This is a genomic window from Roseicyclus amphidinii (genome assembly GCF_030163755.1).
Lineage (GTDB): Bacteria > Pseudomonadota > Alphaproteobacteria > Rhodobacterales > Rhodobacteraceae > Roseicyclus > Roseicyclus amphidinii.
Window position 1 is genome coordinate 1 of sequence record NZ_JASJOE010000023.1, and the last position, 19,006, is coordinate 19,006.

The window sequence follows — 19,006 nt, forward strand, 5'->3', positions numbered from 1 at the left end:
CGCCGACGCGGTCGAGACCTGCTGCCCCGCGATCGCCGCGACAAGCGCCCCGAACCCGTCCGCCCGGCGGCGCAGCGGCAAGGGCCCCACCGCCGACAGGATCGGGGCGAACCGCGCATCGCGCGCCACCAGCACCCCGGCCCCGTCGCGCAGGTCCGCCTCCGTCTCGATCCGCTCCGGCACCCGTCCCAAAGCCTGCCTCCATGCACCACATACGTCCGTGTCCCGTGCCTAGCACGCCGCCACACCCCCCGGCGAGCAGCCTTGCATTTCCTGCAACCCCCTGCGTCAGGATTGCGGGGTGCAATCCGGGGTTGCGTCTGATATGAGAATGTTCAACGTTAAACTATCTCTGTGACGGGGGAGGACACCCGAGATGCCACCACGCAAGACCGCGGCGAAAGAGGGCTCCGCAACGCCCAATGTCTCGGCCGACGAGCTGAAGCATTACTACCGCGAAATGCTGCTCATCCGCCGCTTCGAGGAAAAGGCCGGCCAGCTTTACGGCATGGGCCTGATCGGCGGCTTCTGCCACCTCTACATCGGCCAGGAGGCCGTCGTCGTCGGTCTCGAGGCCGCGGCGGAAGAGGGCGACAAGCGCGTCACCTCCTACCGCGATCACGGGCACATGCTGGCCTGCGGGATGGACCCCAAGGGCGTCATGGCCGAGCTGACCGGCCGCGAAGGCGGCTACTCCAAGGGCAAGGGCGGCTCGATGCACATGTTCTCCAAGGAGAAGCATTTCTACGGCGGCCACGGCATCGTGGCGGCCCAGGTGCCGATCGGCGCGGGCCTCGCCTTCGCCGACAAGTATCTCGGCAATGACCGCGTGACCTTCGCCTATTTCGGCGACGGGGCCGCGAACCAGGGCCAGGTGGCCGAGACCTACAACATGGCCCAGCTCTGGGACCTGCCCTGCATCTTCGTGATCGAGAACAACCAGTATGCCATGGGCACCAGCGTGCAGCGCGCCACCAAGTCGCCCGACTTCTGGGAACGCGGCGCCGCCTACGGCATCAAGGGCGAAGCGGTCGACGGCATGGACGTGCTGGCCGTGAAGGCCGCCGGCGAAAAGGCCGTCGCGCACTGCCGCGCGGGCAAGGGCCCCTATATCCTCGAGGTCATGACCTACCGCTACCGCGGTCACTCCATGTCGGACCCCGCGAAATACCGCACCCGCGAAGAGGTGCAGGAAATGCGCGAGAAGCGCGACGCCATCGAACACGTCCGCCAGATGCTGCTGACCGGCGGCCATGCCTCCGAGGAGGATCTGAAAAAGATCGACAAGGAGATCAAGGAAATCGTGAACGAGGCCGCCGAGTTCTCGAAGGAAAGCCCCGAGCCGCATCTGGACGAGCTCTGGACCGACATCTACGCCGACGCGGCGCCGCAGAACGCCTGAGGGGGACAGACGACCATGGCAACCGAAATTCTCATGCCCGCCCTCTCCCCCACGATGGAGGAAGGCACGCTGGCCAAATGGCTGGTCAAGGAAGGCGACACCGTCTCGGCCGGCGACATCATCGCCGAGATCGAGACCGACAAGGCCACGATGGAATTCGAGGCCGTCGATGAAGGCGTTATCGGCAAACTTCTTGTAGCAGAAGGCACCGAGGGCGTGAAGGTCAACACCCCCATCGCCGTCATCGGCGAGGAGGGCGAGGACATGTCCACCGCCGAGGCCCAGGCCGAAAGCGCCCCCGCGCCCGCCGCGCTTGAGACCTCCGAGGGCCGCGCCGACCCGGCCCCTGCCAATGGCTCCACCCCCGCGCAGGCGGCAGCGCCCAAGCCCGACCAGACGCCCGACTGGCCCGAAGGCACGGCGATGAAAACCCAGACCGTGCGCGAAGCCTTGCGCGACGCCATGGCCGAGGAAATGCGCCGCGACGACAGCGTCTTCGTCATGGGCGAAGAAGTGGCCGAGTACCAGGGCGCCTACAAGGTGACCCAAGGCCTGCTCGACGAGTTCGGCGCCAAGCGCGTCATCGACACGCCGATCACCGAACACGGTTTCGCCGGTCTCGGCGTCGGGGCTGCCTTCGGCGGTCTGCGCCCCATCGTCGAGTTCATGACCTTCAACTTCGCCATGCAGGCGATGGACCATATCGTCAACTCGGCGGCCAAGACGCTCTACATGTCCGGCGGCCAGATGGGCGCGCCCATGGTCTTCCGCGGCCCCAACGGCGCGGCCGCCCGCGTGGGCGCGCAGCACAGCCAGGATTACGCCGCCTGGTATGCCTCCATCCCCGGCCTCAAGGTGGTGCAGCCCTATTCGGCCGCCGACGCCAAGGGCCTCCTGAAGACCGCGATCCGCGACCCCAACCCGGTGATCTTCCTCGAGAACGAGATCCTCTACGGCCGCTCCTTCGAGGTGCCGGACCTCGAGGATTTCACCATCCCCTTCGGCAAGGCGAAGATCTGGCGCGAAGGCACGGATGTGACCATCGTCAGCTTCGGCATCGGCATGACCTACGCGCTGGCCGCTGCCGATGAACTGGCCAAGGACGGCATCGAGGCCGAGGTCATCGACCTGCGCACCCTGCGCCCGATCGACTATGACACGGTCATCGCCTCCGTGATGAAGACGAACCGCTGCGTGACCGTCGAAGAGGGCTTCCCGGTCGGCTCGATCGGCAACCACCTCTCGGCCTACATCATGCAGAACGCCTTCGATCATCTCGACGCGCCGGTCATCAACTGCACCGGCAAGGACGTGCCGATGCCCTATGCCGCCAACCTCGAGAAGCACGCGCTGACCTCGGTCCCCGAGGTGGTCGCGGCCGTCCGTCAAGTCACCTACCGGTAAGGAGAGCCAGCGATGCCCACGGAAATCCTGATGCCCGCCCTCTCCCCCACGATGGAGGAAGGGACGCTTGCGAAATGGCTGGTCAAGGAGGGCGACACCGTCGCCTCCGGTGACATCATCGCCGAGATCGAGACCGACAAGGCCACGATGGAATTCGAAGCCGTCGACGAAGGCGTGATCGGCAAAATTCTTGTAGAAGAAGGCACCGAGGGCGTGAAGGTCAACGCCCCCATCGCCGTTCTTCTGGAAGAAGGCGAAAGCGCAGGCGACATCGGCAAGGCCTCGGCCCCCGCCGAATCGCCCAAGCCCGCGGCGGCGGAACCGCCCCCCGCCGCGGCCGCAGCAGCCGCAACCCCCGCCCCCGCGGCCCCGCAGGCCGCCGACGAAAGCCGCATCTTCGCCTCGCCGCTGGCCCGGCGCATCGCCGCCGACAAGGGGATCGACCTGTCGCAGGTCAAGGGCTCCGGCCCGCATGGCCGCATCGTCAAGGCCGATGTCGAGGGCGCGACCGCAGCCCCCGCGGCCACGGCACCCGCCGAAGCCAAGGCGGCCACCCCGGCCCCCGCGGCCCCCACAGCCGCCGCCGCGATGCCCACCGGCCCCTCCGCCGCGCAGGTGCTCAAGATGTACGAAGGCCGCGAGATCGAGGAGGTCGCCCTCAACGGCATGCGCAAGACGGTCGCCGCCCGCCTCACCGAGGCCAAGCAGACCATCCCGCATTTCTACCTCCGCCGCGAGATCCGGCTCGACGCGCTCATGGCCTTCCGCTCCCAGCTCAACACGCAGCTGGAACCGCGCGGCGTGAAGCTTTCCGTCAATGATTTCATCATCAAGGCCTGCGCCAACGCGCTGCAGGCCGTGCCGGATGCCAATGCCGTCTGGGCCGGTGACCGGATCATCAGGCTGAAACCCTCGGACGTGGCCGTCGCCGTGGCCGTCGATGGCGGGCTCTTCACCCCCGTCCTGCAGGACGCCGACCGCAAATCCCTCTCGTCGCTGTCCGCCGAGATGAAAGACCTCGCCACCCGCGCCCGCGACGGCAAGCTGAAGCCGCATGAATATGTCGGCGGCAGTTTCGCCATCTCCAACCTCGGCATGTTCGGGATCGAGAATTTCGACGCCGTCATCAACCCGCCCCATGGCGCGATCCTCGCCGTCGGCGCGGGCGTCAAGAAACCCGTCGTCGGCAAGGACGGTGAATTGAGCGTGGCGACCGTCATGTCGGTCACCCTCAGCGTCGATCACCGGGTCATCGACGGGGCGCTTGGCGCGCAGCTTCTGCAAGCGATTGTTGACAATCTGGAAGCTCCCATGCTCATGCTTGCATAAGCAAGGAATTGCGGCGTCCGGGGGAGGAGCGGCGCCGCGACAAGACGAGGCCGCGACGATATGCGCGGCCTCGTCACGTTTCCGGCGCCAGGGTAAGGAAAACCCCCGAAATGCCCGCCCCGAGGGCCATGGTAGGGGTTCCCGCAGGTCATGGGGGCGGCGCCCCCTGCTAGATGTCCGCGCAGCGCCATCCCGGCGATACGGGAACATTCAGATGACCTATTTCGATCTTGCCGGTCTCGATGTCCAGACCACCTGCCGCGCCATCGGCCTCATCGGCTTCGCGACCTACGTGACGGGCTTCTTCTGCCTCTCGACCGGACGGCTCGACAGCCACCGCCCGCTCTATTTCGTCCTCGTGCTCTTCGCCTCGAGCTGCGTGATGATCAGCCTCATCGCCGATTTCAACATGTCCTCGGCCCTGATCCAGGGCTTCTACATCGTCATGTCCCTCGGCGCGCTCCTGATCCGCCGCCCGCGCCCCACGCGGCAGACGCTCTGAACCCTCACCCGCGCGCGCCCACGAGCGGGGCGGAAAACTGCAGTTTTCCGACCCGCAAAACTGCAGTTTTGCGCCAGCGCCCCCTACGGCTGCAGCGCCTTCCACTGCCCCGGCCCGAGTCCTTCGACCGTATGCGGCCCCACCGACCAGCGCACCAGCCGCAGCACCGGCAGACCCACATGGGCGCACATGCGCCGCACCTGCCGGTTGCGCCCCTCGGTGATGGTCAGGCGCAGCCAGGCCTCGGGCACCGACTTGCGGAAGCGCACCGGCGGATCGCGCGGCCAGAGCCATCCGGGCTCGGCCACCGCCTCGACCTGCGCGGGCCGGGTCGGCCCGTCCTTCAGCGTGACACCCTTGCGCAACGCCGCCAGCGCCTCCGGCGTCGGCACCCCCTCGACCAGCGCGAAATAGGTCTTGGGCGTCGCCGATTTCGGATCGGTCAGCCGCGCCTGCAGGATGCCGTCATTCGTCAGCAGCAGCAGCCCCTCCGAATCCCGGTCCAACCGCCCGGCGGGATACATCCCCGGCATGTCGAGCCACCGCGACAGCCCCGGCCAATGCCCGTCATCGGTGAACTGGCTGAGAACATCCATCGGCTTGTTGAAGGCGATCAGCCGCGTCTCGCCCTTCGGCACACGGGGTCGTGGGCGCGGGCGGCTCATCGCGCAGCCTGCCCCGCGTATGCACGCGGTGTGCACGGGGTGTGTACGGGGTGTGACATGCCGCCGCTCAATGCGCCTCGGCCCAGTTCGCCCCCTGCCCCGCTTCCACCGCAAGCGCGACGTCGAGGTGAACGGCCGGGTGCGAAGCCCCCTCCATCACCTCCCGCGCGCGGTCGATCAGGGCATCGACGGACCCCTCTTCGACCTCGAAGAGCAACTCGTCATGGACCTGCAACAGCATCCGCGCGGGCAGCCCCGCGATGGCGTCTTCCATGCGGATCATCGCCCTCCGGATCACGTCGGCCGCCGTGCCCTGAATCGGTGCGTTGATCGCCGCGCGCTGCGCGAAACCGGCGGTCGGGCCCTTGGCGTTGATCTCCGGCGTGTGGATCTTGCGCCCGAAAAGCGTCTGCACGTAGCCCTTTGATTTGGCGAAGTCTTTCGTCTCGCTCATGTAATCCTTGATACCGGGGAAGCGCTCGAAATAGCGGTCGATGAAGCCCTGCGCCTCGGCCCGCGGGACACGCAGGTTGCGCGCCAGGCCGAAGCCGGAAATCCCGTAGATCACCCCGAAATTGATCGCCTTGGCCTGCCGCCGCACGTCCGGCGTCATCTGGTCCAAGGGCACGCCGAACATCTCCGACGCGGTCGCGGCATGGATGTCCTGCCCCTCGCGGAAAGCCTGTTTCAGCGCGTCGATCCCGGCGATATGGGCCAGGATGCGCAGCTCGATCTGGGAGTAGTCGAGCGAAACCAGAACTTTACCTTTATCTGCGACAAAGGCCTCCCGGATGCGGCGGCCTTCCTCGCTGCGCACGGGAATGTTCTGCAGGTTCGGATCGGTCGACGCCAGCCGCCCGGTGTTCGCACCCGCGATGACATAGGAGGTATGAACGCGCCCCGTCTCGGGGTTGATATGGTCCTGAAGCGCGTCGGTGTAGGTCGATTTCAGCTTGGACAGCTGCCGCCAATCCAGCACCCGCCCCGGCAGGTCATGCTCGGTCGCCAAATCCTCAAGCACGTCGGCGGGCGTGGAATACTTGCCGGTCTTGCCCTTCTTGCCGCCCTCCAAGCCCATCTTTTCAAACAGGATTTCGCCCAGCTGCGCGGGCGATCCGACGTTGAAGGCCTCTCCCGCCAACTCGTGTATCTCGGCCTCCAGCCCCGCCATCTTCTGCGCAAAGGCGTTGGACATGCGGCTCAGCACATCGCGGTCCACGCGAATGCCCGCCATCTCCATCCGCGCCAGCACCGGCACCAGCGGGCGCTCCAGCGTCTCGTAGACGGTCGCCACCTGCGCCCGGTGCAGCTGCGGGCGGAAGGTCTGCCACAGCCGCCAGGTGACATCGGCATCCTCGGCGGCATAGGGCGCGGCATCGGCAATGCCGACCCGGTCGAATGTGATCTGCGATTTTCCGCTTCCCAGCAAGGACTTGATCGGAATCGGCGTATGCGAAAGATACCGCTCCGACAGCGCGTCCATCCCATGCCCGTGGAGGCCTGCGTTCATCGCGTAGGACATCAGCATCGTGTCGTCGATCGGGGCGACCTCGATCCCGTAACGGGCGAGGATCTTCACGTCATACTTGGCGTTTTGCAGGATTTTCAGGACGCTTGCGTCCTCCAGCATCGGCTTGAGAAGCGCCAGCGCCTCCTCCAGCCCCATCTGCCCCTCGGCCAGCGCGTCCGACCCGAACAGCCCCTCACCCCCTTCGGCCCTGTGGGCGAGCGGGATGTAACAGGCCACGCCCGGCGCGGTCGCCAGAGAGATGCCGACCAGGTCGGCGGTCATCTCGTTCAGCCCGGTGGTTTCCGTGTCGATGGCGATCTCGCCCCGCGCATGGGCGCGGTCGAGCCATACCTGCAAGGCCCCCGCGTCGCGCACCACCTCGTAGCCCGATGTGTCCATCGGCGGCATCGTCGGCGCATCCTCGCCCACGGGTTCCGCGCCGGCGGGGTCGGTGTCGGGGATGGCCGGCGCCGCTACGCCAAAGCCGTCGGCGATGCGCTTGGTGAGGGTGCGGAACTCCATTTTCCCGAGGAACTCCAGCAGGATATCCGGGTCGGGCTCCTTCACCTCGAGGTCGTCGAGCGTCTCCTCCAGCGGCACCTTGTCGTCCAGCGTGACCAGCCGCTTCGACAGCCGGATCTGCTCGGCGTTCTCGATCAGCGTCTGGCGGCGCTTGGGCTGCTTGATCTCGCCCGCCCGCGCGAGAAGCGTCTCCAGATCCCCGTATTCATTGATCAGCAGCGCCGCCGTCTTGATCCCGATCCCCGGCGCGCCGGGGACGTTGTCGACCGAATCTCCCGCCAGCGCCTGCACATCGACGACCTTGTCGGGCTGGACCCCGAACTTGGCCTCGACCCCCTCGCTGTCGATGCGGGTGTTCTTCATCGCGTCGAACATCTCGACCCCGCCGCCGACCAGCTGCATCAGGTCCTTGTCCGAGGAAATGATCGTCACGCGCCCCCCCGCCTCGCGGGCCTGCCGCGCCAGCGTGGCGATGATGTCGTCGGCCTCGTAATTCTCCAGTTCCAGGCAGGCGATGTTGAAGGCGCGCGTCGCCTCGCGCGTCAGCGGGATCTGCGGGCGCAGGTCCTCGGGCATCGCCTCGCGGTTGGCCTTGTAGAGATCGTAGAGGTCGTTGCGGAACGTGTGGCTGCCCTTGTCGAAGACGACGGCGGCATGCGTCGGCGCATCGGGTCCGGTGTTGGCCTCGATCATGCGGTGGATCATGTTGCAAAAGCCGGACACCGCCCCGATCGGCAGGCCATCGGACTTGCGCGTCAGCGGCGGCAACGCATGGTAGGCGCGGAAGATGAAGGCCGAGCCGTCGACCAGATGCAGGTGATGTCCCTTGCCAAATGCCATGGCTGCCGCGCTCCGTTCCCGTTGATCGGCCCTGTTCTAGCGCGACCTCGGGCGGGCTGCACCCGGCTTTTTGGGGGCAGGCAGATCAGTCCGCGGAGCCGGCTTTCTGCGCGAAGTCTTCGTGGATGAATTTCTTGTCGCAATAGCCGCACTCGACCTCGCCGGTGGCGGGCGAGAGCGACAGCCAGACGCGCGGATGACCCAGCGCCCCCTCGCCGCCGTCGCAGGCGACGCGCCAGGCGGAAACGATCTCGGTCTCGGGCGGGGCGATGGGCATGGCGATGGGCTCCGTCATGGGTGGTCGGTGCGGATATGGCAGGTCGCACGGGGCCGGGCAAGGGCGCGCCCTGCCCCGCGATGTCGCGCTCAGTCCTTCGCGGGTTGCAGCATCCGCCCCAGCGGACGGCCCGAGAGGATGTGGACGTGGTAATGTGGCACCTCCTGCACGGCGACCTCGCCTGCGTTCGAGATGGTCCGGTAGCCCTGCCCGCCCTCGCCGGGCTGGAGGCCCTTCTCGGCGCAGATGCGGCCGACGGTGCGCCAGAAATCCACGATCTCGGCGTCGGAGGCTTCCAGCGCGAAATGGTCGGCGCAGACGTAAGGGCCCTTGGGGATCACGAGAACATGCACAGGCGCCTGCGGATAGATGTCGTTGAAGGCCAGCGTATGCTCGGTCTCGACAACGGTCTGGTTCGGGATCTCGCCGCGCAGGATCCTGGCAAAGATGTTCTGGTCGTCATAGGCGTAGGGCATCGGGTTTTCCTGTCAGTCGTCGAAGAGAAACGGGGTCTGGGCAAGCTCGTGGGCCGCGTCCTGCCCGGTGCCGAAGAAATCGGCAAGCACCTGCGCGTTGTCCGCCGTGCTGCGGTCCTGGCGGATGCGCCAGTGGCGCGGGAACTCGGCGTCGCGGATGCGCACCGACTCGTCGGCGAACTCGTGGCGCAACGTGGGCAGCATCCGCCCGATCACCTCGTCCGGCGTGTCGCTGGTGGCAAGACCCACGCGATGCGCGTGCCCGATGAGATACTGGTCGTCGAAGATGCATTGCAACTCGAGGATGCGCGCGTTGGACCGGTCCGACATGAAATCGCGCATCAGCTCGATGTTCGCCGGGTCGATGCAGACCAGCAGGCGGTCGGTGTCGTGGTAGTCGAACAGCATCCGCATCAGCGCCCGGCGATGACGGTTGCGCTTTTCCAGCGTCCGCTCGATCCCGCCGAGGTGCGGCAAGGGGCAGGAGGCCTCGTCAAAGAGGTATTCCACCCCCTTGATGTCGAGCCGGTCCGAGGCCGCGTGCAGCATCCGCTTGGCGACATGCCATTTCTTGCAGACCAGCATGTAAAGGTTTCGTTCAGGCCCCAGCGTGCTTTCGCGTTCCCAGAACCGCGTGCCGTAGCGCCGCCCGATCCGCCCGCGCCCGGTAAGGAAGGCGTGCAGCTTTTCACCCTCCTGGCTGGTGGCGAACTCGACCCGGTCCGATTCCCACAGCGCGCCGAGCCGCTCCTTGAGGAGGGAGGCCTCGGGGCTGATCTTGCGGGCGAAGAGGAAATCCTGCGCGACCAGAAGGTCGTAATGGTCGTTGTAGAAGGTGACGGGCATGCCGTAATCGCTGAACATCTTGAAGGTCAGCGTGCGGCTTTCGATCTCGCGCGCGGGGACAAGGTGGCGCACAAGCGTCTGGAAAAATGTCTCGTCGGGAATCCAGGTGGTCGAGAAAAAGCGCACCACGTCGCGCCGGTCGCGGCAGAACTGCAGGATCGCCTCGATCGTGCGGCGGCGCAGGCACCACCATTGGCTGCCGATCTGCACCTCGATGTCGGCGGGGATCTGACGCGTCAGCCCCAGCGCCTTCTGCAAATCGAAACTGCGGTAGAACAGCCATTTCTGCGTGCGCTCGTTGAACCAGTGCCGGTAGATCAGCCGCTCTTCCTTGAAGCCGGTCTTGATCCAGTCCGATTTGAAGAAATCGAAGCTTTCGATGTAGTCGCGGTCATGGGCATCGAGGAAGCGGTGGGCATAGGCGGCCGATTTCACCGAGATGCAATCGCCCGACAGCATGTAGAAATGCGTCGCCTCGGGAAAGGCCGCCTCGGCCGCCTCGACGGCGTTGAGCGTGGCCCGCACGAGGCTCCAGGCGCCCCAGCCGCATTTCACGCGCTTGGTGGCGAAGACGACGCCGGGATTGTCGGCCAGTTCCGAGGTGATGCGGGCATACTGCGCCGCATCGGCACGGGCGTCGAAGTGGATCGAGACGAAATCCCCGGTCGCCGTCAGGCGGCGGGCCTGAAGGACGATCGCGTCGGGGTCCTTGTGACACAGCAGAATGAAGGCAATCTTCGCCATCGCAGAAACAACGCGCCTCGGTCTTTCCTTATTGTTCGCATACTAATAGCTAACGAAGATGGAAGACACACGCGTTGATTGGCCCATGCCCGCCGCTTTCCGGCACAGGCTCGGGCACATATAGTAAAGAGGCCGATAGTATGGGGTTTCCCGGAACCTGGATGACGCAAAGCGAAAGCATGGTCTACCGCGTGGTGCCGAAATGCGCCTGCTCGACCATCGGTCAGATCCTCTATTATTCCGACAACGGCACCTATTTCGACGGCGACATCCACGATGCGACCGGCGGGATGCACAAATGGTCGATGGAGGCCAGCCAGCAGGCCATCGCGGACCGCGTGAAGGGGCGGCAGACCTACACCTTCACCTGCGTGCGCAACCCCTACACGCGCATCCTGTCCAGCTTTTTCGACAAGATCTGCGGCATCCAGCGCAACGGGCGACGCTACCGGGGCAACCTGGTGCCGCTCCTGATCCAGAAATACGGGATCGAGGTGGGCGGCGACGACGGCAAGGGCGAGTTCGACCAGATCGCCAGTTTCCGCCGCTTCCTGCTGTTCGCGCGCGACACGATTCGCTGGCGCCGCCCGATGGAGCCGGACATCCACTGGTCGGCGATGTCGGGCCATGTCTCGACGCTGATCGTGAACGGCGGGCGCTACGACAACATCTTCTGGACCGAAAAGTTCAACGAGGGTATGCAGAGCGTGCTCGACGCGGTCGAGACACCGCAGCCCGTCGACCTGCAACAGGTGCCGCGCTTCAATGAAAGCGAGGGGCACGGCCCCAAGCGCGCGCATCCGGTCGAGGATTACTTCGACGACCTGTCGATGCATCTGGTCTACGAGATCTACCACCGCGATTTCGAGGTGTTCAAATACGACTTCGAGAACCCCGGCAACAAGATGCCCGTGGGCGAGATCGACCTCGACGAGGTGCATGCCAAGCTCGGCGATTGAGCCGCGGGGCGCGCGGCCCCGCTCTTTTTTCCCGCGGCATTATCGTTTGACCCGCCGCACCCCGACATGCGACCCAGAACGCATGACATTCGTTGACCTGCGCATTTCATGATCGGGGTGTCGCTTTTCGCCGGGCTCGGTCTCGTGGGGGCCGCGGTCTACGTGCTGGCCTACGGCGCGCTGCAACTGGGCTTTCTGCGCGGCGGTTCGGTGGTCTACACGGTGCTGAACCTGCTCGCCGCCTCGCTGGTGCTGGTCAGCCTGGGCGAGGCGTTCAACCTCTCCTCGGCGGTGATCCAGTCCTTCTGGGTGGTGCTGTCGCTGATCGGCCTGACGCGGCACGCGCTGTTGCGGATGCGCAGCCGCTTCCGCGACGAGGAAACCGAGTTGCTGGCCGCGCATTTCCCCTCGCTGCCGCCGCTGGCGGCCCGGCAGATGCTGCGGATCGGGGAGTGGCGCGACGTGCCCAAGGGGCATGTCATCACCCGGCAGGGCGCACCGGCCGGCGCGGTGGTCTACCTTGCCACGGGCCGCGCGACCGTCACCGCCCATGGCCACGAACTCGCCACGCTGAACGCAGGAGACCTGATCGGCGAGATCACCGTGATCCACAACGCGCCGGCGACCGCCGGGGTCGAGATGGCCGAGGACGGGCGCATCTTCGTCCTGCCGCGCGGCAAGCTGCTGAAGGAGATGGAAAGCAACCACGATTTCGCCCTGCTGGTCGGCCAGGCCCTGCAGATCGAGGCGCAGCGCAAGATCGAAAAGGCGAACGCCGCCAATGCCGCCCTGCACGAGGCGGACCGGATGCGCGGCGCGGCCCCGCCGGAACCGGCCCCACCCCACGCGCCACGAGCGGCCGGGCCGGGTGTCACCGAACTGTAACAACTTGGGCCTAGCGTCGCGCAGTCCGGGCGATTATCGAAAGATGACGGCGCATCATACCGGCATGGCACGGCACAACACGGAGCGGAAAGAGCGTCATGAAGATCGAACAGGGGCAGGTCGACGGCGATATCCTCATGGTGTCGCTCGAGGGTGACCTCGACATCGCGGGCAGCAGCGACATCGAGATGCCGCTGAGCGTCATCGCGGGATCGCAGGACCGGGTGATCCTCGACATGCGGGGCGTCGGGTTCATGGCCTCGATCGGTGTGCGCCTGATCGTGTCGACCGCCAAGCCCATCGCGCGGCGCGGCGGCACGCTGGTGATCCTCGGCCCGAACGAGGCAGCCCGGCGCGTGCTGAGCTCGACCGGCGTCGACACGCTGGTGCCCGTGGTCGAGGACGAGGCCGCGGCGCGCGCTGCCTTCGGCTGATGCCGTCCGCCGCGCACGACACCTCCGACGCCACCATCGACCTGCCGTCCAACCTGTCCGCGGTGGCCCGGCTGAACGACTGGTATGCCGAGCAGACCGAGGGGGCGGCGCTTGATGCGCGGGTGCTCGGGGACATGAAGCTTTGCCTCAACGAGGCGGTGGCCAACGTCGTCTCCTACGCCTTCGAGGGCATCGCCGCGCCCCGGCTCAGGGTCACGATCCGCATGGCGGCCGAGGCCGTCACCGCCGAGATCCGCGACAACGGCCCCCTCTTCGACCCGCTGGACCGGCCCGAGGCCGCCGCGATGCAGGATCTGGAGACCGCGCAGATCGGCGGCTTCGGCATCAAGCTGATCCGCGAGACGGCCAGCACGCTTGCCTATACGCGCGAGGGGCAGGAGAATGTCCTGCAGATCACCTGCCGCCCGGCGGACCGAGGTAGCGCAACACCAGCGCCGTGATGTCGTCCGAGGGCGGAGCATCGCCCACGAAACCCGCCACCGCCGCGAAAAGCGCCGCGACCGACGCCTCCGCCCCGGCCCCCTCGCCCGGCAGGGCCGCGAAGAACCGGTCCCAGCCAAAGACATGGCGGTCGCTGTCGAAAGCCTCGGTCACGCCATCGGTGGCAAGGACGATCCGGTCGCCCGGCACCAGCCTCAGGCTGCGGCTGGTGACGCTCACCCCTTCGAACAACCCCAGCGCCGGGCCGCTGACGGCCAGAGGCTCGTGCGCCGCCACCCCGGCGCGCAGCATCACCGCCTCTTCATGGCCCGCGGTGGCAAGGTCGAGCGCGCCGGTGTCCAGATCGAGCAGCCCCAGCGCCAGCGTGACGAACATGGAAGAGGCGTTGTCCTCGGCCAGCGCATCATTGACCCGCGACAGGATGGCCCCTGCCTGCCCCTCGGCCGGGGGCCCTGCGGCGCAGAGATCGCGGGTCACGGTCTTGAGCACCGTGCGCGCCACGCCCATGAACATCGCCGCGGGCGTGCCCTTGCCCGACACGTCGCCGACGGCGAAGGCAAGCGTCCGCTCGCCGATGCGGAAGAAATCGTAGAAATCCCCGCCGACATTGCGCGCGGGCACCATGCGGGCCGCGATCTCGACCCGGTCGGCGGCCCCGCCGTGCGGCACCTCGGAGGGCAGAAAGGCCCGCTGGATCGCGGCGGCGGTCTCCATCTCGTGACGCAGCGTGCGCTTTTCCTCGATCTCGGCGGCCATGTCGCGGAAGACCCTGGCGAAATGCGCCAGTTCGTCGGCCTGCCGGTTGAGCGTGTCCAGCATCTCGGGCGAGAACCGCCCCTCCGACAGCGCACGGCTGGCCTGTGTCAGCGTCACCAGCGCGGCGTTGACCTGCCCGATCCGGGTGCCGAGCGCCGCGATCACCGACATCACGATGTCCGGCTCCTGCAGGGCCGCGGCCCGGATCGTGTCATTGGCGATGACCAGCGCCTCGGTCGGCACCTCGGCCCGGACGGTGGCGGTGCGCGGCGTCTTGGCGAAGACCGCCAGCTCGCCCACCAGCTCGCCCGCCTGCAGCCGGGCGACGACGCTGCGCCCGAGGTGGCCCTGAACCTCGACCACAACGGCCCCCGACAGCAGCAGAAAGGCCGCCTCGCCCGCCTCGCCCTGCCGCATCAGCGCCTCGCCCGGCGCGAAGCGCGCGGTGGAGCAGGCGGCGACCAGCCGCACCAGCGCGCCATGCGGCACCGCGGCAAACGCGCCATGCCGCGACAGGAGCCGCGCGATACGGATCGCCGAGCGGTCGAGACGGGGCTGGCCGTCCGAGGGAGGAGACGCGGATGTCGTCATGGGATCGAGGGAACGCGGTTTCCCGCCACCGGTCAAGGCGTTGCCGCCTCAGCGGTGGCGCACTTGCCCGACCACATCCGCCGCCCCCGCAAGGGCGCGGGTCGCGTTCGGGTCGTCGGTCCGCGCCTCGCGCTCGCCCCGCCGCAGCGCGGCGCGGGCCATCGGAACGCTGTCGGCCAGCTTGCGCGCCATCTCGTCGCCAAAGAGCGCGACCACCGCGTTGCCAAGGCTGGGCGAGGCCCGCATCAGCTCGCGCATCGCGGGGGCCGGGAACCGCAGGACCGTGCCCCCCTCGGGCAGATGAACATCCGCGCTCGACGGCTGCCGGGTCAGCAGCGCAAGCTCGCCCACGAAGGTCGGCCCCGCGATTGCGAAACTGTCGCCGTCCTTGGTGATCGTGATGCGCTCGGCGAGAACGAGCATCAGGTCATCGACCGGCGCCCCCTCGCGCGTCAGCGGCACGCCCGCCGCCACGCTGTCGCGGCGATGGATGCGCATGAGCTTGCGGAACTGCCCCGGTGTCAGGGTCGGGAAATGCCGGAAAACGGCGCGGTCCTCCGCGCTCATGCGCCAGGTCGTCCGCTCCAGCAGGATCAGGGCGATCAGCGTCAGGTTGACGGTCACCAGCGCGGCATTGGCCCCCACCGACAGAAGCACCTGGTCGCTGCGCAGAAGGTAGAACAGCAGGTCGCAGAAGATGCCCGCACTCACGAGGCCGCGCAGCAGCAACTCGTCGCGCACGGCAAAGCCGGCCAGCTTGAGGGTCAGCCCGAGCACCAGAAGTGCCGAGATATGAAGGGGATCGTCCATGTTGGTGCTACCGAACCTCGGGCCGGGCCGCGCGCGGCGGCCGCTCTCCCATGCACGTGAACCGGCCGCGGGACTGCGGCCTGCCGCGCGTTACACCAGAAGAGCGTGACAGGTCCGTGACAGCGACCGCGGGCACGGCGGCCACCGTCGGGGCCCACCATGAGCCGACAGGCCCCGGCGGGCCGAGTGCGCGGGATCAGGCGAGCCCCGCCTCGGCCATCACCTCGGAGAGCGGTCGCGCGGGGCGCGGGCCGACGTGGCGGATGACCTCGGCGGCGGCGGCAACGCCCATCCGCCCCGCCGTCTCGAGATCGCGGCCCATGGCCAGCCCCGAGAGGAACCCGGCGGCGAACTGGTCGCCCGCCCCGGTGGCATCGACCGGCGTGATCCGCGTGACCGGAACCTCGACGCGGGTCGCGCCCTGGATGATCTTCACCGGCTCGCCCGAATGGGTGCAGACGACGATGTCGCAGATCGCTGCGGCCTGCGCGAGCGCGGCGTCGAGGTCGTCGGTCTGGTAAAGCGCCAGCCATTCCTCGTGATTGCCGATCACGTAGTCCATCTGCCCTTCGATCAGCGTCAGGAAATCGGCGCGGTGCCGGTCGACGCAGAACGGGTCGGACAGCGTGATGCCCACCTTGCCGCCGCCCGTGCGGCAGTGGTCTGCGGCGGCAGTGAAGGCGGATTTCCCCTCGGGTTTGTCGTAGAGATACCCCTCGAGGAACAGCCAGCGCGCATTGCCCGCAACGGTTGCGTCCACGTCATCGGCGTCGAAATCCGCGCCTGCGCCGAGATAGGTGTTCATCGACCGCTCGCCGTCGGGCGAGACGAAGATCATCGAGCGCGAGGTCGGCGCCTGCGCCTCGGCCACGGGCGGGTTGGGAAAGTCGATGCCCTGTTCGGTCATGCCCGCGGCATAGAAGCGCCCCAGCGCGTCGTCGCGCACCTTGCCGAGGAAGGCGGTGGTCAGCCCCAGCGTGCCCGCGCCCGCGATGGTGTTGGCGACCGATCCGCCAGGCGTCTGCACCCGCTCGCGCATCGCGGCATAGAGCAGCTCGGCCCGCTCGCGGTCGATCAGCTGCATGATGCCCTTCTCGATACCCATGTTGTCGAGGAAACTGTCGTCGCCGTGGGAGATCACGTCGACGATGGCATTGCCGATCCCGACAAGGTCATAGGTCTTGGTCATTGGGTCTTGTCCTCGTATTGGCACAGGTCGGCGATCAGGCAGGCACCGCATTTCGGCTTGCGCGCCACGCAGATGTAGCGGCCATGCAGGATCATCCAGTGATGGGCGTGAAGCTGGTATTCCGCCGGAACATTGTCCTCGATAGCGCGCTCGACGGCATCGACGTCCTTGCCCGGCGCGATGCCGGCGCGGTTGCCGAGGCGGAAGATATGAGTGTCGACCGCCTGCGCGGGGAAGCGCCACCACATGTTGAGAACGACATTGGCGGTCTTGCGCCCCACACCGGGCAGCGATTGCAGGGCGGCGCGGCTCGACGGCACCTCGCCGCCATACTCCTCGACGAGGATGCGGCTGAGCTTGATGACGTTCTTGGCCTTGTTGCGAAACAGGCCGATGGTCTTGATATGCTCGATCACGCCCTCTTCGCCGAGGGCCAGCATCTTCTCGGGCGTGTCGGCGATCTGGAAGAGTTTCGCGGTGGCCTTGTTGACGCCCGCGTCGGTGGCCTGCGCGCTGAGCGCCACGGCCACGACGAGGGTGAAGGCGTTGGTGTGGTGCAATTCGCCCTTGGGTTCCGGCTCGGCGGCCTGGAACCGCGCGAAGATCTCGCGCATTACGGGATAGGGCAACTGCTTGGCCATGCCGCCCTTTTGGCGCGCGAGGGCCGGGGCGGCAAGGGCGTTTTGGCGCAAGTTCCGGGTCGCGCGGGGCCGCGGGCGCGGGCTATCCTCGGGGCATGACACAGGACCAAGCCTACCATTACCAGGTGATCCGCCGCGCCATCGCCGAGATCGACGCGGCCGAAACGCCCCTGAGCCTCGAGGCGCTGGCCGCCCGGATGGGCATGAGCGCGGCGCATTTCCAGCGCGTCTTCTCGGCCTGGGTGGGGGTCAGCCCGAAACGCTACCAGCAGTATCTCGCGCTGGACCACGCCCGGCGGCTTCTGCGCGAGCGATTCACGACGCTCGAGACGGCGCAGGCCGTGGGCCTGTCCGGCGGGGGCCGGCTGCATGACCTGTTCCTGAGCTGGGAGGCGATGCCACCCGGCGCTTATGCAAGCGGGGGCGCGGGGCTGTGCATCCGCTGGGGCTGGGTCGACAGCCCCTTCGGCAAGGCGCTGGTCATGGCGACGGGGCGCGGCATCTGCGGGCTGGGCTTCGCCGCCGAGACGGGCGAGGCCGCGACCATGGCCGACCTCACGGGCCGCTGGCCCGCGGCGGAGTTCGTCGAAGATGCCGATAGCGTCGCGCCGCTGGCGCGGGCGGCTTTCGGCGGGGGCGGCGAGTTGCGCCTGTCGCTGATCGGCGCGCCCTTCCAGATCAAGGTGTGGGAGGCGCTTCTGTCGGTCCCCTCGGGGCATGTGACCACCTATTCCGAGATCGCGGGCGCCATCGGCGCGCCCCGCGCGGTGCGGGCGGTCGGCACGGCGGTGGGCCGCAACCCGATCAGCTGGCTGATCCCCTGCCACCGCGCGCTCAGGAAATCGGGCGGACTGGGCGGCTACCACTGGGGCTTGCCCGTGAAACGCGCCATGCTGGCCCAGGAGGCCGCGGCGCTGGAGGCGGCGGAGCCGGAAAGCGCCGCCTGAGGGCTGCCTTGGGCTCGCGCCGGATGCGCGGGTTTTCGCCATTTGGCGTTTTCCCCCTGCCGAGGGGCCCCATCCTGGTATAAGCTCGCAGGAAGACGTTCCGGACGAACCGGGACCAGGGCAGTCTGGAAGGGCAACAGCATGATCAACCGCACGAAACTGACCATCCTCGCCACCGTCTCGGCGCTGGCCCTGACGGGCTGCGTGAGCAACAGCGCCCAGCCGATGGGCGAGCGCACGCGCGACGGGGCGATCATCGGCGGCATTCTCGGGGGGTTCCTCGGCAGCGCGACCAATGACGGCAACCGCGCGGGCGGCGCGGTGATCGGGGCCACCGCGGGCGCGCTGGCGGGCGGCGCCATCGGGGCCGCGCTCGACCGGCAGGCGCAGGACCTGCGCGGGAACCTGTCGAATGACGACATCCGCATCCGGAACACCGGCGAAGAGCTGATCGTCACCATGCCGGACGGCATTCTCTTCGACGTGGACAGCGCCGCGATCCGCGCCAGCCTGCAATCCGACCTGCGCGCGCTGGCGCGCAACCTGCAGCAATACCCCAACACTACCGTGGACGTGATCGGCCATACCGATTCCGACGGCTCGGCCGAATACAACCAGGACCTGTCCTCGCGCCGCGCGCAGGCGGTGGCGGGTGTGCTGCTCGAGGCCGGGGTCGCGCCCTCGCGCGTGCGCGCCTTCGGCCGCGGCGAGACCGAGCCGGTGGCGACCAACCTGACGCCCGAAGGCCGTCAGCAGAACCGCCGGGTCGAGGTCGTGATCCGCCCGATCCGCTGAGCGCACGCAACCGGCAAGTC

The 19,006-nt window shown here is 67.6% G+C and carries 19 protein-coding genes and 1 pseudogene; 10 read left to right on the top strand and 10 right to left on the bottom strand.

The features are described 5' to 3' along the window. Positions 1–183, bottom strand: a pseudogene (locus QQK83_RS09500) (DNA-3-methyladenine glycosylase 2 family protein); the annotation flags it as partial. Positions 184–376: 193 nt separating this feature from the next. Between QQK83_RS09500 and pdhA the strand changes: the two are divergent. The 4 genes from pdhA (at position 377) to QQK83_RS09520 (ending at position 4,637) form a co-directional block, all read left to right on the top strand. Beyond that, on the top strand, positions 377–1,402 hold the full coding sequence (pdhA, locus tag QQK83_RS09505) for a pyruvate dehydrogenase (acetyl-transferring) E1 component subunit alpha (protein ID WP_284263657.1): 1,026 nt from the start codon (positions 377–379) through the stop codon (positions 1,400–1,402). Positions 1,403–1,417: 15 nt separating this feature from the next. Further along, positions 1,418–2,806, top strand: a complete 1,389-nt coding sequence (locus QQK83_RS09510) for a pyruvate dehydrogenase complex E1 component subunit beta (protein WP_284263659.1) — start codon at positions 1,418–1,420, stop codon at positions 2,804–2,806. 12 nt (positions 2,807–2,818) lie between these two features. After that, positions 2,819–4,135 (top strand): pyruvate dehydrogenase complex dihydrolipoamide acetyltransferase, encoded by a 1,317-nt coding sequence (locus QQK83_RS09515; protein WP_284263661.1) that lies wholly within the window; start codon positions 2,819–2,821, stop codon positions 4,133–4,135. A gap of 214 nt (positions 4,136–4,349) precedes the next feature. Beyond that, positions 4,350–4,637, top strand: a complete 288-nt coding sequence (locus QQK83_RS09520) for a CBU_0592 family membrane protein (protein WP_284263664.1) — start codon at positions 4,350–4,352, stop codon at positions 4,635–4,637. Between the two features lie 83 nt (positions 4,638–4,720). Here the strand turns inward: QQK83_RS09520 and QQK83_RS09525 are convergent, their stop codons facing one another. From QQK83_RS09525 to QQK83_RS09545, 5 genes are all read right to left on the bottom strand, one after another. After that, positions 4,721–5,302, bottom strand: a complete 582-nt coding sequence (locus tag QQK83_RS09525; RefSeq protein WP_284263666.1) for a pseudouridine synthase — start codon at positions 5,300–5,302, stop codon at positions 4,721–4,723. Between the two features lie 67 nt (positions 5,303–5,369). Further along, on the bottom strand, positions 5,370–8,174 hold the full coding sequence (polA, locus tag QQK83_RS09530) for a DNA polymerase I (RefSeq protein ID WP_284263667.1): 2,805 nt from the start codon (positions 8,172–8,174) through the stop codon (positions 5,370–5,372). Between the two features lie 85 nt (positions 8,175–8,259). Then, positions 8,260–8,451, bottom strand: a complete 192-nt coding sequence (locus tag QQK83_RS09535) for a zinc-finger domain-containing protein (RefSeq protein ID WP_284263746.1) — start codon at positions 8,449–8,451, stop codon at positions 8,260–8,262. A gap of 89 nt (positions 8,452–8,540) precedes the next feature. After that, on the bottom strand, positions 8,541–8,927 hold the full coding sequence (locus QQK83_RS09540) for an HIT domain-containing protein (RefSeq protein WP_284263669.1): 387 nt from the start codon (positions 8,925–8,927) through the stop codon (positions 8,541–8,543). A gap of 12 nt (positions 8,928–8,939) precedes the next feature. Further along, positions 8,940–10,517 (bottom strand): DUF5928 domain-containing protein, encoded by a 1,578-nt coding sequence (locus QQK83_RS09545; protein WP_284263671.1) that lies wholly within the window; start codon positions 10,515–10,517, stop codon positions 8,940–8,942. Positions 10,518–10,657: 140 nt separating this feature from the next. Here QQK83_RS09545 and QQK83_RS09550 point away from each other — a divergent pair, with 140 nt between their 5' ends. The 4 genes from QQK83_RS09550 (at position 10,658) to QQK83_RS09565 (ending at position 13,256) form a co-directional block, all read left to right on the top strand. Next, a complete protein-coding gene (locus QQK83_RS09550; RefSeq protein WP_284263673.1) occupies positions 10,658–11,476 on the top strand; it encodes a sulfotransferase family protein in 819 nt (272 codons plus the stop codon). Positions 11,477–11,584: 108 nt separating this feature from the next. Beyond that, positions 11,585–12,361, top strand: a complete 777-nt coding sequence (locus tag QQK83_RS09555) for a Crp/Fnr family transcriptional regulator (RefSeq protein ID WP_284263675.1) — start codon at positions 11,585–11,587, stop codon at positions 12,359–12,361. A 98-nt stretch (positions 12,362–12,459) separates the two neighbouring features. After that, positions 12,460–12,795, top strand: a complete 336-nt coding sequence (locus tag QQK83_RS09560; RefSeq protein WP_284263676.1) for an STAS domain-containing protein — start codon at positions 12,460–12,462, stop codon at positions 12,793–12,795. Further along, complete coding sequence (locus QQK83_RS09565) at positions 12,795–13,256, top strand: ATP-binding protein (protein ID WP_284263677.1); 462 nt, start codon at positions 12,795–12,797, stop codon at positions 13,254–13,256. Before QQK83_RS09560 ends, QQK83_RS09565 begins: the two co-directional genes overlap by 1 nt. Here the strand turns inward: QQK83_RS09565 and QQK83_RS09570 are convergent. From QQK83_RS09570 to nth, 4 genes are all read right to left on the bottom strand, one after another. Next, the gene (locus tag QQK83_RS09570) at positions 13,210–14,604 is read right to left on the bottom strand and encodes a PP2C family protein-serine/threonine phosphatase (protein ID WP_284263678.1); all 1,395 of its coding nucleotides are present in this window, start codon (positions 14,602–14,604) and stop codon (positions 13,210–13,212) included. The genes QQK83_RS09565 and QQK83_RS09570 overlap by 47 nt on opposite strands. Positions 14,605–14,652: 48 nt before the next feature. Next, positions 14,653–15,414, bottom strand: coding sequence for a Crp/Fnr family transcriptional regulator (locus QQK83_RS09575; RefSeq protein WP_284263679.1), 762 nt, complete (start codon positions 15,412–15,414; stop codon positions 14,653–14,655). Between the two features lie 196 nt (positions 15,415–15,610). Next, positions 15,611–16,603 carry an adenosine kinase gene (locus QQK83_RS09580; protein WP_284263681.1) on the bottom strand — a complete coding sequence of 331 codons (993 nt, stop codon included), beginning with the start codon at positions 16,601–16,603 and terminating at the stop codon, positions 15,611–15,613. Further along, on the bottom strand, positions 16,600–17,244 hold the full coding sequence (gene nth, locus QQK83_RS09585; RefSeq protein ID WP_284263684.1) for an endonuclease III: 645 nt from the start codon (positions 17,242–17,244) through the stop codon (positions 16,600–16,602). The genes QQK83_RS09580 and nth overlap by 4 nt, the downstream gene beginning before the upstream one ends. A gap of 95 nt (positions 17,245–17,339) precedes the next feature. Between nth and QQK83_RS09590 the strand changes: the two genes are divergently transcribed. Both QQK83_RS09590 and QQK83_RS09595 read left to right on the top strand, forming a co-directional pair. Continuing rightward, positions 17,340–18,191, top strand: a complete 852-nt coding sequence (locus tag QQK83_RS09590) for a bifunctional helix-turn-helix domain-containing protein/methylated-DNA--[protein]-cysteine S-methyltransferase (protein ID WP_284263686.1) — start codon at positions 17,340–17,342, stop codon at positions 18,189–18,191. Positions 18,192–18,332: 141 nt separating this feature from the next. Continuing rightward, complete coding sequence (locus tag QQK83_RS09595; RefSeq protein WP_284263688.1) at positions 18,333–18,986, top strand: YiaD family glycine zipper/OmpA-like lipoprotein; 654 nt, start codon at positions 18,333–18,335, stop codon at positions 18,984–18,986. Positions 18,987–19,006 lie beyond the last annotated feature (20 nt).